15 protein-coding genes are annotated in these 15334 nt (G+C 60.1%); 4 read left to right on the forward strand and 11 right to left on the reverse strand.

The features are described 5' to 3' along the window. Positions 1 to 76 precede the first annotated feature (76 nt). Entirely contained in the window at positions 77 to 526 is a 450-nt protein-coding gene (cadR, locus tag M5G20_RS09590; RefSeq protein ID WP_075946353.1) for a Cd(II)/Pb(II)-responsive transcriptional regulator, read from the forward strand. Positions 527 to 653: 127 nt separating this feature from the next. Here the strand turns inward: cadR and M5G20_RS09595 are convergent, their stop codons facing one another. The 3 genes from M5G20_RS09595 to M5G20_RS09605 form a co-directional block, all read right to left on the reverse strand. Then, positions 654 to 1625 carry a thymidylate synthase gene (locus tag M5G20_RS09595; protein WP_273918949.1) on the reverse strand — a complete coding sequence of 324 codons (972 nt, stop codon included), beginning with the start codon at positions 1623 to 1625 and terminating at the stop codon, positions 654 to 656. Positions 1626 to 1674: 49 nt separating this feature from the next. Beyond that, positions 1675 to 2481, reverse strand: a complete 807-nt coding sequence (gene lgt / locus M5G20_RS09600) for a prolipoprotein diacylglyceryl transferase (RefSeq protein WP_150701796.1) — start codon at positions 2479 to 2481, stop codon at positions 1675 to 1677. Positions 2482 to 2557: 76 nt separating this feature from the next. Continuing rightward, complete coding sequence (locus M5G20_RS09605; protein WP_273918950.1) at positions 2558 to 3340, reverse strand: sulfite exporter TauE/SafE family protein; 783 nt, start codon at positions 3338 to 3340, stop codon at positions 2558 to 2560. Between the two features lie 133 nt (positions 3341 to 3473). Here M5G20_RS09605 and M5G20_RS09610 point away from each other — a divergent pair, with 133 nt between their 5' ends. Next, a complete protein-coding gene (locus tag M5G20_RS09610; RefSeq protein ID WP_273918951.1) occupies positions 3474 to 4220 on the forward strand; it encodes an NRDE family protein in 747 nt (248 codons plus the stop codon). 128 nt (positions 4221 to 4348) lie between these two features. Here the strand turns inward: M5G20_RS09610 and ptsP are convergent, their stop codons facing one another. Together ptsP and M5G20_RS09620 are read right to left on the reverse strand one after the other, a co-directional pair. After that, positions 4349 to 6628: a phosphoenolpyruvate--protein phosphotransferase gene (ptsP, locus tag M5G20_RS09615; RefSeq protein WP_150734120.1), complete on the reverse strand. Its 2280-nt coding sequence runs from the start codon at positions 6626 to 6628 to the stop codon at positions 4349 to 4351. Between the two features lie 22 nt (positions 6629 to 6650). Then, the gene (locus tag M5G20_RS09620) at positions 6651 to 7130 is read right to left on the reverse strand and encodes an RNA pyrophosphohydrolase (protein ID WP_028623697.1); all 480 of its coding nucleotides are present in this window, start codon (positions 7128 to 7130) and stop codon (positions 6651 to 6653) included. A gap of 143 nt (positions 7131 to 7273) precedes the next feature. Between M5G20_RS09620 and M5G20_RS09625 the strand changes: the two genes are divergently transcribed. Next, on the forward strand, positions 7274 to 7930 hold the full coding sequence (locus M5G20_RS09625; protein WP_273918952.1) for an HAD family hydrolase: 657 nt from the start codon (positions 7274 to 7276) through the stop codon (positions 7928 to 7930). Positions 7931 to 8047: 117 nt separating this feature from the next. Here the strand turns inward: M5G20_RS09625 and M5G20_RS09630 are convergent, their stop codons facing one another. After that, positions 8048 to 8473: a DUF2269 domain-containing protein gene (locus M5G20_RS09630; protein WP_273918953.1), complete on the reverse strand. Its 426-nt coding sequence runs from the start codon at positions 8471 to 8473 to the stop codon at positions 8048 to 8050. A gap of 39 nt (positions 8474 to 8512) precedes the next feature. After that, positions 8513 to 10027, reverse strand: a complete 1515-nt coding sequence (ilvA, locus tag M5G20_RS09635) for a threonine ammonia-lyase, biosynthetic (RefSeq protein WP_273918954.1) — start codon at positions 10025 to 10027, stop codon at positions 8513 to 8515. A gap of 178 nt (positions 10028 to 10205) precedes the next feature. On the opposite strand from ilvA, the gene rpiA reads away from it, so the two are divergent. Beyond that, positions 10206 to 10880 (forward strand): ribose-5-phosphate isomerase RpiA, encoded by a 675-nt coding sequence (gene rpiA / locus M5G20_RS09640; protein ID WP_273918955.1) that lies wholly within the window; start codon positions 10206 to 10208, stop codon positions 10878 to 10880. 122 nt (positions 10881 to 11002) lie between these two features. Here rpiA and M5G20_RS09645 read toward each other — a convergent pair whose 3' ends face one another. The 4 genes from M5G20_RS09645 to M5G20_RS09660 form a co-directional block, all read right to left on the reverse strand. Next, positions 11003 to 11920: an SdiA-regulated domain-containing protein gene (locus M5G20_RS09645; RefSeq protein ID WP_273918956.1), complete on the reverse strand. Its 918-nt coding sequence runs from the start codon at positions 11918 to 11920 to the stop codon at positions 11003 to 11005. Between the two features lie 116 nt (positions 11921 to 12036). Continuing rightward, entirely contained in the window at positions 12037 to 12963 is a 927-nt protein-coding gene (locus M5G20_RS09650) for an SdiA-regulated domain-containing protein (protein WP_273918957.1), read from the reverse strand. Positions 12964 to 13151: 188 nt separating this feature from the next. After that, complete coding sequence (locus M5G20_RS09655) at positions 13152 to 13817, reverse strand: fumarylacetoacetate hydrolase family protein (protein WP_110747904.1); 666 nt, start codon at positions 13815 to 13817, stop codon at positions 13152 to 13154. 38 nt (positions 13818 to 13855) lie between these two features. After that, positions 13856 to 15250 carry an FAD-binding oxidoreductase gene (locus tag M5G20_RS09660; RefSeq protein ID WP_273918958.1) on the reverse strand — a complete coding sequence of 465 codons (1395 nt, stop codon included), beginning with the start codon at positions 15248 to 15250 and terminating at the stop codon, positions 13856 to 13858. Positions 15251 to 15334: the final 84 nt, after the last annotated feature.

The raw sequence follows: 15334 nt of genomic DNA on the forward strand, positions 1-15334 counted from the left end.
CCATAAGAGTACCTGTTGCCAAGTAAAGACCCTGTAGCCACTATAGGGTCAAGCACCCTTTTTGGAGATCCTCGTCATGAAGATCGGAGAGCTGGCGAAACTCACGGATTGCGCAGTTGAAACGATCCGCTATTACGAGCGCGAAAACCTGCTGCCGGAGCCGGCCCGCAGCGACGGCAACTACCGCGTCTACACCCAGGCCCACGCTGAGCGCCTGACGTTCATCCGCAATTGCCGCACCCTCGACATGACCCTCGAAGAAATCCGCAGCCTGCTGGCCCTTCGTGACAGCCCGCAGGATCAGTGCGAAAGCGTCAATGCGTTGATCGACGAGCATATCCACCATGTGAAAGCGCGAATCGATGGTTTGCTGGCGTTGCAGGCGCAACTGCTCGACCTGCGCCAACGCTGTGGCGAAGGGCCGGATGTCGATCAATGCGGGATTTTGCAGCGGCTGGAAGTGAGTGGCGGGGTCGTAGCGACGGAAGTCGAGCATTCCCATGTGGGCCGCAGTCACGGCCACTGACCCCACCGCAGAAACCAATGTGGGAGCCAGCCTGCTGGCGATAGCGGTTTTTCAGTCACATCATTGTTGGATGTGCCGTCGCTATCGCTAGCAGGCTAGCTGCCCACAGGGTATTGCGTGCAGATTGTCACACCGCCATCGGCGCGGTCATGGGTGCGTGGTGCTCGTAGCCTTCCAGCGAGAAGTCGCTCGGTTCTACCAGCTCCAGCCACTCCGGCTGATATTCCCCAGTCTTGGCAAACTCCGGCACGCGGTCGGAAATCACCAGTTTCGGCATCGGGAACGGCTCGCGCTTGAGCTGTTCGTTGAGCATGTCCAGGTGATTCTCGTAGACGTGGGCATCACCAATGAAATAGGTGAACCAGCGCGGCGTGTAGCCGGTCAGGCGACCGATCAGGCTCAACAGCGCGGCGCCTTCGGTGAGGTTGAACGGCGTGCCCAGGCCCAGGTCGTTGGAGCGGATGTAGAGGGTCAGGGAAATCTCCCTGGTCTCGACATTCGGGTGGAACTGGTACAGCAAGTGGCACGGCGGCAGGGCCATTTCATCAAGCTGCGCGCAGTTCCAGCCGTGGAACAGAATGCGGCGGCTGCCCGGGTCCTTGATAATGGTGTCGACGCACTGGCGAACCTGGTCGATGGCTTTGTACAGCACCACGTAGGCCTGGCCGTCTTCTTCACCTTCAGCGATCTGGCGGTAACCCTGGCTCAGGGTCTGCTCGATGGCGGCCGGGTTGCTGACCGGGATCTGCTTGTACGCCGGCCATTTGCGCCATTGCACGCCGTAGATTTCACCCAGGTCGTCTGCGCCCTGGCGGAACGGGTTGGCCAGCCACTGGGCGTTTTCGTTGGCGTTCTGGTCCCAGACCTTGCAGCCCAAGGCACGGAATTCGGCGGCGTTGTTCACGCCACGCAGGAAACCGCACATCTCGCCAATGGCCGATTTGAACGCCATTTTGCGGGTGGTGATCGCCGGAAAACCTTCCTGCAAGTCGTAACGCAGCATCGCGCCGGGAAAACTGATGGTGTTCACGCCGGTGCGGTTGGCCTGCTTGGTGCCGTTCTTGATGACGTGGGCGACCAGTTCGAGATATTGCTTCATGAATTACCTGTGTCCTTGAACCCGCAGCCGTCGCTGCGGGATTCGAATTTTATACCGCTGCCGCTGGAGTCGCCGGGGCGCGGTGATACGCCAGCCAGATCAGGAACAGCCCGCCGAGGATCATCGGCACGCACAGCACCTGGCCCATGGTCAGCCAGTTCCAGGCCAAGTAGCCGAGTTGCGCGTCCGGTACGCGGACGAACTCGACGATGAAACGGAAGATGCCGTAGAACAGCGCGAACATCCCCGATACCGCCATGGTTGGCCGCGGCTTGCGCGAGAACAGCCAGAGGATCAGGAACAGCGCCACGCCTTCGAGGGCGAACTGATACAGCTGAGATGGATGACGCGCCAGTTGCGCCGGGTCGGTCGGGAAGACCATCGCCCACGGCACGTCGGTGGCCTTGCCCCACAATTCGGCGTTGATGAAGTTGCCGATGCGCCCCGCACCCAGGCCGATCGGCACCATCGGCGCAACAAAGTCCATCAGCTGGAAGAACGACTTGTTGTTCTTCTTGCCGAACCACAAGGCCGCCAGCATCACGCCGATGAAGCCGCCATGGAACGACATGCCGCCCTTCCACACCTCAAAGATCAACAGCGGGTTGGCGATATAGGCACTCAGATCGTAGAACAACACGTAGCCCAGGCGCCCGCCAACAATCACCCCCATCGACATCCAGAACACCATGTCGGAGAGTTTCTCCTTGGTCCAGGTCGGGTCGAAGCGGTTCAACCGGCGGGAGGCCAGCAGCCAGGCGCCGCCGATGCCGATCAAGTACATAAGACCGTACCAGTGGATTTTCAGCGGACCGATGGCCAGGGCCACCGGGTCGATCTGCGGGTAAGGCAGCATTGCGACTCCTCATGAGTTCAAATCAATTCCCGGGTGACGCTGTCACCTCAGGATTAAGCCAGGATTGTGCCGTGCGTCAGAGCAGGAAACTCAGGCCAACGCAGAACAGCAAAGCGGCAAACAGTCTTTTCAGCAACTTTGGCGACAACCGATGGGCCAGCTTCGCGCCGAGACGGGCAAAAACCATGCTGGTCAGGGCAATGCCCAGCAGCGCCGGCAAATAAATAAAACCGAGACTATGGGCCGGTAACAGCGGATCGTGCCAGCCCAGAATCATGAAACTTAATGCACTTGCCAAAGCGATCGGCAGGCCGCAGGCCGATGACGTGGCGACGGCTTGCTGCATTGGCACGCTGCGCCAGGTCAAAAACGGCACGGTCAACGACCCGCCGCCAATTCCGAAAATCGCCGAAGCCCAGCCGATCACACTGCCAGCCACGCTCAGACCGAGTTTACCCGGCACCGTTCGGCTGGCCTTGGGTTTGACGTCCAGCGCCAGTTGCACGGCAATCACCAGGGCAAACACACCGATGATTTTCTGCAGGTTCGGCCCGGTGATCGCTTCGGCGGTCAGCGCGCCAAAACCGGCGCCGATCAGGATACCGACGGTCATCCAGACGAAAATCGGCCAGCGCACGGCGCCGCGACGGTGATGTTCACGCACCGCATTCACCGAGGTGAAAATGATCGTCGCCAGCGATGTACCCACGGCGAGGTGGGTGAGGATCGACGCATCGAAACCCTGCAAGGTAAAGCTGAACACCAGCACCGGCACAATGATGATGCCGCCGCCGACGCCGAACAACCCGGCCAGCACCCCGGCACAAGCGCCGAGCGCCAGATAGAGCAGAAATTCCATGCCGCTTCCCCACCCAACCCCAAAACCGGAGCGGCATGGTAACGGATGCATGGCATCGGGCTCCACTGGATGGCGATGGATACCCGCACCTCGACTGCGTAGAGTGGGCAAAAAAACACACAAGGATCACCTTATGTGCCTGATTGTTCTTGCCTGGCAACCGGACCGTGCCCAGCCGCTGATCGTGGCGGCCAACCGCGACGAATTCTACGCCCGCCCCAGCCTGCCGCTGGCGCAATGGCCTGAAGCACCCCATGTCTACGCCGGTCGCGACCTGGAGGCCGGCGGCACATGGCTCGGTGTGGGCGTCAACGGCCGCTTTGCTGCGCTGACCAATATTCGAGATCCGCATCAGCCGCCGGGGCGCAAGTCCCGGGGCGAGTTGGTGGCGCGTTTTCTCACCGGCGACTTGTCGACTGACGACTATTTAGCCGACGTTGTCACCCGTTCGCCGGAATATGGCGGGTTTAACCTGCTGGTTGGCAACAAAAATGAGCTGTGGCATTTCAATGCCCGGGAAACGGAAGCGGTGATGCTGCCACCTGGGCTATATGGGCTGTCGAACGCCGGGCTGGACACACCATGGCCGAAATTGCTCCGGGCCAAGGCAGCGTTGAGCGAGGTGCTGGATGACCCACAGCCTCAGGCACTGCTGGCATTATTGAGTGACGCGCAAACCGCGCCGTTTGCCGAGTTGCCGGATACCGGGGTGGGGTTGGCCACCGAGACGTTGTTATCGAGTGTGTTCATTGCCAGCCAGAGTTACGGGACGCGGGCGAGCACGGCGTTGATTGTCCAGGCGGATGGGACGCGGCATTTGGTCGAAAGGAGTTTCGGGCCGTATGGCGGGCATCTTGGGGAAGTTGAGATCAGGATTTGATTTTTTGCTGACTGGACTGCCCTCATCGCTGGCAAGCCAGCGCCCACAAACCAGGGGTCGTTCACAAACCTGTGAGCCGACCCAAACCCTGTAGGAGCTGGCTTGCCAGCGATGGGGCCCTCAGCCTTTCAGACGGCTTTGACTGCCGCCGGATTGATCATCCGCGCCAACCCGAGGTTCTTCAGCGCCAATTGCAGCGAGCTGTGGATAACTTGCGGGTTGTCGATGGTCATCAGTTCGGCGAGCAGTTCCTTGGCCTTGCTCAGGTTGATCTGACGCAGCATCCACTTCACCTTCGGCAGGTTGGTGGCGTTCATCGACAGGCTGTCGAAACCCATCGCCATCAACAGCACCGCCGCCGCCGGATCACCGGCCATCTCGCCACAGATACTCACTGGCTTGCCTTCGGCATGGGCGTCGCGCACCACATTCTGCAAGGCTTGCAGCACCGCCGGGTGCAGGTAGTCGTAGAGATCGGCGACCCGCGGGTTGTTGCGGTCCACGGCCAGCAGGTATTGAGTCAGGTCGTTGGAGCCGACCGACAGGAAGTCCACCTGCCGCGCCAGTTCCTTGGTCTGGTACACCGCCGCCGGAATTTCGATCATCACGCCAATCGGCGGCATCGGCACATCGGTGCCTTCGTCGCGCACTTCACCCCAGGCCCGGTGGATCAGGTGCAGGGCTTCTTCGAGTTCGTGTGTGCCGGAGATCATCGGCAGCAGAATCCGCAAGTTGTTCAAGCCTTCACTGGCCTTGAGCATGGCGCGGGTCTGCACCAGGAAGATTTCCGGGTGGTCGAGGGTGACGCGAATCCCGCGCCAGCCGAGGAACGGGTTGTCTTCCTTGATCGGGAAGTACGACAGCGCCTTGTCACCGCCAATGTCCAGGCTGCGCATGGTCACCGGTTGCGGGTGGAACGCGGCCAACTGCTCGCGGTAGATCGCCAGTTGTTCTTTTTCGCTCGGGAATCGCTGGTTGATCATGAACGGCACTTCGGTGCGGTACAGACCAACGCCTTCGGCACCGCGCTTCTGCGCGCGCGCCACGTCCGCCAGCAGGCCGGTGTTGACCCACAGCGGCATGCGGTGGCCATCGACCGTGATACACGGCAGATCACGCAGCGCATCAAGGCCCAGGGCCAGTTGTTTCTCTTCTTCCACCACTTCGGCGAACTGCTTGCGCAGCACGTCGCTGGGGTTGGTGTAGACCTCGCCGCGGTGACCGTCGACGATCATGCCGATGCCGTCGACCTTGGAATACGGCAGGTCGACCAGGCCCATCACCGTCGGAATGCCCATGGCCCGGGCAAGGATCGCGACGTGGGAGTTACCCGAACCCAGTACCGACACCAGGCCCACCAACTTGTCTTCCGGCACCTCGCCGAGCATGGCCGGCGTCAGTTCCTCGCTGACCAGAATGGTGTTGTCGGGGTAGACCAGGGTTTGCTGGCGCTCTTCCTGCAAGTAGGCGAGCAACCGGCGACCGAGGTCTTTGACGTCGGACGCACGCTCACGCAGGTAGGCATCGTCCATCAGTTCGAAACGGTTGACGTGATCGGTGACCACCTGACGCAATGCGCCCTGCGCCCACTGGCCGGTCTTGATCACGGTGGTGACTTCGTTGCCCAGCGCGGCATCGTCGAGCATCATCAGGTAGACGTCGAACAACGCCCGCTCTTCCGGGCGCAACTGGGTGGCGAGCTTGGCCGACAACGTACGCATGTCGGCGCGCACGCCTTCGATGGCGGTTTTGAACAGCCCGAGTTCAGCGTCGATATCGGTGATGGTCTTGTCGGGGACCACGTCCAGATCGGCCGGTGGCAGCATGACCACCGCCGTACCGACCGCCGCCCCCGGTGACCCCGGGACGCCGACGAACTTGGCTTCCTGGATGCCTTTGCCCTGACGGCCCAGGCCACGGATCGACCCCGTCGCCTCGGCGTGGGCGATAACGCCGGCGAGCTGCGCGCTCATGGTCACGAGGAAGGCTTCTTCACCTTCGTCGAACTGGCGACGTTCTTTTTGCTGGATGACCAACACGCCGACGACGCGGCGGTGGTGAATGATCGGCGCCCCGAGGAACGAGGCGTAACGCTCTTCACCGGTCTCGGCGAAGTAGCGGTAGCGCGGGTGATCCGCGGCGTTTTCGAGGTTCAGGGGTTCTTCACGCGTGCCGACCAGACCGACCAGACCTTCATTGGGCGCCATGCTGACCTTGCCGATCGAGCGCTTGTTCAAGCCCTCGGTGGCCATCAGCACGAAACGGTTGGTCTCTGGATCAAGCAGGTAGACCGAGCAGACCTGGCTGCCCATGGCCTCTTTGACGCGCAACACAATAATCCCCAACGCCGCCTTGAGATCCTTGGCGGAGTTAACTTCCTGGACGATCTTGCGCAGCGTATTGAGCATGGCTCGGGGTCGAACTCCGTCGTCAGTCGCGCGATAAAAGGCGCGGGGCAAGCTCTTTGAGAGCGCGTCGATACACCTCGCGCTTGAATGTCACCACCTGGCCCAACGGATACCAATAGCTGACCCAGCGCCAGCCATCGAACTCCGGTTTACCGGTCAAATCCATCCGCACCCGCTGCTCATTGGAGATCAGGCGCAGGAGAAACCATTTCTGTTTCTGGCCGATGCACAGCGGTTGGCTGTGCGTGCGGACCAGACGTTGCGGCAAACGATAGCGCAACCAGCCCCGGGTGCAGGCGAGTATTTCAACATCTTCGCGCTCCAGCCCCACTTCTTCGTTCAGCTCGCGGTACAAGGCGTCTTCCGGCGTCTCCTGGGGGTTGATCCCACCTTGAGGAAACTGCCAGGCATCCTGATTGATTCGGCGAGCCCATAGCACCTGGCCGGCATCATTCGTGAGAATGATCCCGACATTAGGACGGAAACCATCGGGGTCGATCACGGCAACAACCTCGCAAACGCATGTCGCCGCATTGTTCCACAAAGGTTGTGAAGGCAGCAACGCGCCGGCCTACCTTATGTGCACTCTTGTGAAAAGTACGTATTCTGGAGACCTTTCTACAGACTTTTCAGCGAGTAACTGCAATGCGGCTGGCTTTATTCGACTTGGACAACACGCTTCTGGGCGGCGACAGCGACCATGCCTGGGGCGATTACCTGTGTGAGCGAGGCTTCCTCGATCCCATCGCCTACAAGACTCGAAACGACGAGTTCTATCAGGACTACCTGGCGGGCAAGCTGGACAACGCCGCGTACCTGAACTTCTGCCTGGAAGTCCTCGGCCGCACCGAAATGGCGACGCTGGAGCTCTGGCACAGCGACTACATGCGCGATTGCATCGAGCCGATCATGTTGCCCAAGGCCATCGAGCTGCTGGCCAGGCACCGCGAAGCTGGCGACAAGCTGGTGATCATCACCGCCACCAACCGCTTCGTCACCGGGCCGATTGCCGAGCGCCTGGGCGTCGAAACCCTGATCGCCACCGAGTGCGAAATGCTTGACGGCCGTTATACCGGACGCAGCACCGACGTGCCGTGCTTCCGCGAAGGCAAGGTGACACGCCTGAATCGCTGGCTGGAGGAGACCGGGCACTCGCTGGAAGACAGCTACTTCTATAGCGACTCGATGAATGATTTGGCGTTGCTGGAGGAGGTGACGAATCCAGTTGCCGTCGATCCTGATCCGAATCTGCGGGCCGAAGCCGAGAAGCGTGGGTGGCCGGTGATTAGCCTGCGCGACTGATTACGCCATCGCCAGCAAGCCGGCTCCTACAGGTTTTCAAGCGTCCACAAATTATGTGTTCACTGAAGATCCTGTAGGAGCTGGCTTGCCAGCGATTGGGGCGACTCGGTCTTAAGCCTAGACAGGCTTGGCGCCCATCAACCCGGCAATCGCGATAAAGCAGACAAAACTGAACAACGCCAAGGCAAAGGTAAATTTGCCCACGGCGCCCGGCGCCTTGCGCAGTTTGTTCAGCCGCACCAGCAGCCAGAACCACGCCAGTGCCGCCACGGTGTACAGCACGCTCGACGCCAGCAACCAGTTCTGCCCCAGCGGCCAGCCCACCAGGTGCACCATCCACCAACCGGTGAACGGCATACTCAGCAACGCAATGCCCATCAGCAGCCAAACGAACACCCTTGGCCGCTGCAGCGTACGTGCCCCGGCAGTCGCATCGCCAGTGCGCCGCGCTTGCCAGACCCATATGCCCAGCCCCAGCGCACAGCCCAACAGTATTGCCGTCGCCGCGGTGTGCGCCATTTTCAGGGCCGTTAACGTTTCCATGGTTCGATTTCCTTATGCCTTGCCCATCAGCGTAGCCGCTCAGCCAAGAAACAGCTGATAGGCCGGGTTGTCGCTTTCATCCCAGTACGGGTAACCGATTTCTTCCAGCGCTGCCGGCACCAGGTGACGCTCGTCGTGAGGCACTTGCAGGCCCGCGACTACCCGACCGTCCGCCGCGCCATGGTTGCGGTAGTGGAACATCGAAATGTTCCAGCGTCCGCCGAGCTTATTAAGGAAGTTGAACAACGCCCCCGGACGTTCCGGGAATTCGAAACGCAGGATCACTTCGTCGACTACATGCGCTGCGCGGCCACCGACCATGTGACGGATGTGCAACTTGGCCAGTTCGTTGTCGGTCAGGTCGACCACCGGGAAGCCCTGCTCGCTCAGGCTGGCGATCAGCGCACTGCGTGGGTCGGTTTCCGGGTGCGTCTGCACGCCAACAAAGATGTGCGCTTCGCTTCCGGTGTTGTAGCGATAGTTGAATTCAGTGATCTGGCGCTTGCCAACGGCTTCGCAGAACGCCTTGAAACTGCCCGGTTTCTCGGGAATGGTCACCGCGATGATCGCTTCACGGCCCTCGCCCAACTCGGCGCGTTCGGCGACATGACGCAGGCGGTCGAAGTTGACGTTCGCGCCGGAGTCGATGGCCACGAAGGTCTGCCCGGTCACACCACGCTGCTCGACGTACTTCTTGATCCCGGCCACGCCCAACGCGCCGGCAGGTTCGGTGATCGAGCGGGTATCGTCGTAGATATCCTTGATCGCCGCGCAGATTTCATCGGTGCTGACGGTGATGACTTCATCGACATGGTCTTTGCAGATCTCGAAGGTGTGCTGGCCGATCTGCGCCACTGCCACGCCATCGGCGAAGATGCCCACAGTCGGCAGCACCACGCGCTCGCCCGCCGCCATGGCCGCTTGCAGGCAGTTGGAGTCGTCCGGCTCGACGCCGATGATTTTGATGTCCGGGCGCAGATACTTCACGTACGCCGCGATGCCGGCGATCAGGCCGCCACCGCCGACCGGGACGAAAATCGCATCCAGCGGCTGCGGGTGCTGGCGCAAAATCTCCATGGCCACCGTGCCCTGCCCGGCAATGGTGTGGGGATCGTCATAGGGGTGAATGTAGACGTAGCCTTTTTCGTCGACCAGTTTCAGCGAGTAGGCCAGGGCTTCGGGGAACGAATCCCCATGCAGCACCACTTTGCCACCGCGCGAACGGACGCCTTCAACCTTGATCTCGGGGGTGGTCTTGGGCATGACGATGGTCGCTTTCACGCCCAATACCTTGGCCGCCAGGGCCAGGCCTTGCGCATGGTTGCCGGCCGAAGCCGTGACCACGCCGCGAGCACGCTCTTCATCGCTCAGTTGGGTCAGCTTGTTATAGGCGCCGCGAATCTTGAACGAGAACACCGGCTGCAAGTCTTCACGCTTGAGCCAGATATCGTTGCCCAACCGCTCAGAGAGTTGGCGGGCAGACTGCAATGGGGTTTCAACGGCGACGTCATAAACGCGCGAGGTGAGGATCTTTTTGACGTACTGTTCAAGCATCGGAAAGCATCACTGAGCGAGTTGGGCAGGACCACGGAGTCTAACCCGGCTTTTGGGCACACGACCACACGAATGCAGAGGTTTTAGCCCTGTGGCGAGGGAGTGTTTCCCCCTCCACCACCGCGAAGCCTATAATGCCGGCCTTTCGTTCCCTCCTCTTCGGCACCTCGGAGCCCGCATGACCCAGGATCAACTCAAACAGGCAGTGGCTCAGGCCGCCGTCGACTTCATCCTTCCGAAACTCGACGACAAGAGCATCGTCGGTGTCGGCACCGGCTCCACCGCCAACTGTTTCATCGACGCCCTGGCCCAACACAAGGGTGCTTTCGATGGCGCGGTAGCCAGTTCCGAAGCCACCGCCGCGCGCCTCAAGGGCCACGGGATTGCGGTGTACGAACTGAACACCGTCAGCGACCTGGAGTTCTATGTCGACGGCGCCGATGAAAGCGACGAACACCTGAACCTGATCAAGGGCGGCGGCGCAGCCCTGACCCGCGAGAAGATCGTCGCGGCCGTGGCCAAGACTTTCATCTGCATCGCTGACGCCAGTAAGCTGGTGCCTGTCCTCGGCGCATTCCCGCTGCCGGTCGAAGTGATCCCGATGGCCCGCAGCCACGTAGCGCGCCAACTGGTGAAACTGGGCGGCGATCCGGTCTACCGCGAAGGCGTACTGACTGACAACGGCAACATCATCCTCGACGTGTACAACCTGCAGATCACCAATCCGGTGGAGCTGGAGACGCAGATCAATGCGATCGTCGGCGTGGTGACCAATGGTTTGTTCGCGGCGCGTCCTGCGGACCTGCTGTTACTGGGGACCAGCGAAGGCGTGAAGACCCTGCGCGCTCAGTAAGAACACGCACAACCCTTGTAGGAGCTGGCTTGCCAGCGATGACCGCGTAACAGTCAACGAAGATGTTGAATGTTATGGCCCCATCGCTGGCAAGCCAGCTCCTACAGGGTCGTGATTCTGACTTAGGGCTGCGCTGGTTTTTTGAAAACGTAAAACAGGTTCGGCTCGCTCACCAGGTACATCGTACCGTCGTCGTCCATGGCGATCCCTTCCGCTTGCGGCACAGTCTTTTGCAGCCCCTGGCGCCCCTTGCTCAGCGACATGGTGCTCAAAGGTCGACCGTCCACATCCAGCTCCAGAATCAACCGTGACTCGTCGGACAGCGCCATCAAGTGGCCGCTGCGCTCGTCGTATTGCAGGCTCGACAGATCACGCACGAACATCCCGGCATCGCGCTTGGGATTGTTGATTACGTGCACCGCGTAGGATTTTTCCGGATTGAAGTGGGGAAACCCGTGCACTTCATAGATCAGCATCGGGTCGCGCTCCTTGGCAACGAACAGACGCTTGCCCACCGAATCGTAAGCCAGGCCCTCAAATCCCTTGTTGCCGCTCATGTGCACACCCAGGGTCATCTGTTCCGCATCTGCTGAGTCAAGGAAGGTGGTGTCAGGCTCCAGCCGGATCTTGATCAGACGCTGCTCACGCTCGTCGGTGATCACGTAAGTGTCGGCACTGATGTACTCAACGGCTTCCGGATCGCCAAAGCCGATCAGCGCAATGCGGCGCAAGATCTTGCCGTCGAGGGACAGCTCGATCAGCTCCGAATTTTTATTGGTGACGGTGAACAGGCTTTTGCGCACCGGATCGTAGGTCAATGCAGAGACGTCATCATCGAGCCCCTCGATGACCTGCGCTTCCAGGACCACCTGGTACTGATCAAGCGCAATGGACTGCGCACTCAACGGCTGCCACAGCGAATGCAGGTTGAACCAGGTACGTTCAAACAGACGCAGGTACTGGCCGACCGCAATCAACACGATCAACGCAATCACCGACAGCATGAGAATCAGGGGTTTGGGACGGGCAAATCGACGCATTGGAGGCAGGCTCGGAATTAGATCAGGCGGATGAAATATCACGGCTGTCTGAATTAAAGCTTAATGGCCACTTGCCCGTTCCTACAATCGCCTCTCTAATTTCCTACATAAAATGTTCAACGCTGTTTTTCGAAACGGTAAAACAGGTTCGGCTCGCTCACGAAGTACAGGTTGCCGGCCTCGTCCATGGTCACGCCTTCGGCACGGGGGATGGTCTTTTTCAGGCCATTGAAACCGCGCAACAGCGTCATGAAACTGACCTGCTCGCCTTTTTCGTCAAGTTCGAGCAAAAGGTGCGAGTCCGCAGACAACACCAGGGTGTGGCCGGTCCGCGGGTCGATGGCGAGGGCTGACAGATTGCGGATGTCCAGTTCTTCACTGGCCAGTGCCTGCTTGTCGCCGATCAGTTTCTGGCCATCACTTTTCCAGGTGAATAGCGCCGGAGGACGCTCTTCGCCGAGCAACAACTGCTGATTGCGCGCATCCCAGGTGATGGCTTCGAACGCTTTGTTCTGGTCTTTCGACGGCCCGAGGTCGTATTTCGGGAAATCGGCGATGTTCAGCTCGCGGGTATCGGCATCGACCTTGACGATCGTAATCACATGATTGCGCTCATCGACGATGGCCAATTGGCCGTTGCCCATCACCGTCACGCCCTCAGGATTGCTCCAGCCCACCAGCGGAATTTTACGCAGCACGTCCCCCTGCAATGTCAGCTCGACCAGGAACGGGTTTTTACCCATCACCGAAAACAGGGTTTTGGTCTGTGGGTCGTAGGCCAGGTCCGAAGCCTCGTCCTTTTCCATGCCGGGCAGCGGCTTGGCATCGATGATCGCCTGGTAATCCGGCAGCCAGATACTCTCCTGGCGCTCGGCCGGGCTTTCAAAACGCTCCTGCAGCCAAAGCACCCCTCGGTCGTCCCAATGCATGGCGAACGCAAGGCCATAGGCGGCAGCGACCACCAACAAGAGCCAGGAATACCATCGCAAGGCAAAGCGCGAGCGGCGAGCGGTTTTCAGCGTGGGTAGCGGTGGGGTGGCCATCGAGTGAATGCATCCAGAAATTCAGGCTAAGGGTAATAGCACAATTGGGATCGGCTCAGACGCCGAAAGCCCTGGAATTATCCAGACAAGATGTGAAAAAAACGGGAAATGGCGGGATAGCCCTATGCGGGCGTAAAAACACCCCCGTAGGAGCTGGCTTGCCAGCGCCTACGGGGTTTGCCGCTGGATTAACGAACGCTGCTGGTGAAGCGGCTGGCGCCCGGCAGTTCCAGAACGATTTCGTCGCCGACGTTCAGCGGACCAACGCCCACTGGCGTGCCGGTGAGGATCACGTCCCCGGCCTGCAACGAGAAGCAGCCGGCCATGTGCTGGATCATCGGCACGATCGGGTTGAGCATCGCGCTGCTGTTACCGTCCTGGCGCACTTCGCCGTTGATGGTCAGGCGGATGCCGATGTCGGTCAGGTCAGCAAACGTGCTGCCGGACACGAACGGGGCGATCACCGCCGCGCCGTCGAAGGACTTGGCAATTTCCCACGGCAGGCCCTTGGATTTCAGCTCGGCCTGCTTGTCGCGCAGCGTCAGGTCCAGGGCCGGTGCGAAGCCGGAGATGGCATCGAGCACTTCTTCAACACTCGGTTTGGTCGACAAGGGCTTGCCGATCAACACCGCGATTTCCGCTTCGTAATGCACCGAACCGCGCTCGGTCGGAATGCTGAAACCGCCTTCCAGCGGCACCACACAACTGCCCGGCTTGATGAACAGCAGCGGCTCGGTCGGTACCGGGTTGTCCAGTTCCTTGGCGTGTTCGGCGTAGTTACGGCCGATGCACACCACTTTCCCCAGCGGGAAGTGAATGCGCGTACCGTCGACATACTGGTGCTGATAGCTCATTACCGACTCCTGCTTCGTTGGCTCTTAAAGTTCAAAGATCAAACAGCGAAAATCTTGCCCGGGTTCATGATGCCGTTCGGGTCGAACACCGCCTTGACCGCTTTCATGTACTCGATCTCAACCGGGGAACGGCTGTAGGTCAAGTAATCCCGCTTGGTCATGCCCACGCCGTGTTCGGCGGAAATCGAACCGTTGTACTTCTCGACGGTTTCGAACACCCACTTGTTAACGGTCGCGCATTTGGCGAAGAACTCATCCTTGCTCAGGTTATCCGGCTTGAGGATGTTCAAGTGCAGGTTGCCGTCGCCGATATGGCCGAACCAGACGATTTCGAAGTCCGGGTAGTGTTCGCCGACGATCGCGTCGATTTCTTTCAGGAACGCCGGGACTTTCGACACGGTGACCGAAATGTCGTTCTTGTACGGCGTCCAGTGGGAAATGGTTTCGGAGATGTATTCGCGCAGCTTCCACAGGTTTTGCAGCTGGGTTTCGCTCTGGCTCATCACGCCGTCCAGCACCCAGCCCTGCTCGACGCAGTGCTCGAAGGTTTCCAGGGCGTGGTTGGCCACTTCTTCGGTGGTCGCTTCGAATTCCAGCAGTGCGTAGAACGGGCAATCGGTTTCGAACGGCGCCGGTACGTCGCCGCGGTCCATGACTTTGGCCAGGGCTTTGTCGGAGAAAAATTCGAAGGCCGTCAGGTCGAGCTTGCTCTGGAAGGCGTGCAGCACCGGCATGATCGAGTCGAAATCGGCAGTGCCGAGGACCATGGCGGTGAGGTTTTTCGGCGCACGATCCAGGCGCATGGTCGCTTCCACGACGAAACCGAGGGTGCCCTCGGCGCCGATGAACAGCTGACGCATGTCGTAGCCGGTGGCGTTCTTGATCAAATCGCGGTTCAGCTCAAGCACATCGCCCTTGCCAGTAACCACTTTCATGCCGGCGACCCAGTTACGGGTCATGCCGTAGCGAATCACCTTGATCCCGCCGGCATTGGTGCCGATATTGCCGCCAATCTGGCTCGAACCGGACGAGGCGAAGTCCACCGGGTAGTACAGGCCTTTTTCTTCAGCGACGTTCTGCAATTGCTTGGTGACCACGCCCGGCTGACAAACAGCGGTGCGGTCGGTGAGGTTCACGTCAAGAATCTGGTTCATGTAGTCGAACGACACGACCACTTCGCCATTGGCTGCCACGGCAGCGGCCGACAAACCGGTACGACCGCCGGAAGGCACCAGCGCCACTTTGTGTTTGTTGGCCCACAGGACAATGGCCTGCACCTGCTCGGTGGTTTTGGGAAACACGATGGCAGTCGGGGCCGGGGCGAAATGCTTGGTCCAATCCTTACCGTAAGCATTCAGGGAGTCGGCATCGGTCAGCACCTTGCCAGGCTCAACCAGGGTCTTCAGCTCATCAATCAGGGCAGGATTGGTCATCGACAGAACTCTCGAACAATTCATGGTCATCCTGAGAACGCTTCACGTCGCAGGAATGAGTGTTTAGCGGGGTGCATATGCTAG

Source organism: Pseudomonas sp. TNT2022 ID1044 (assembly GCF_028656895.1).
In the GTDB taxonomy this organism is placed as follows: Bacteria; Pseudomonadota; Gammaproteobacteria; order Pseudomonadales; family Pseudomonadaceae; genus Aquipseudomonas; species Aquipseudomonas reinekei.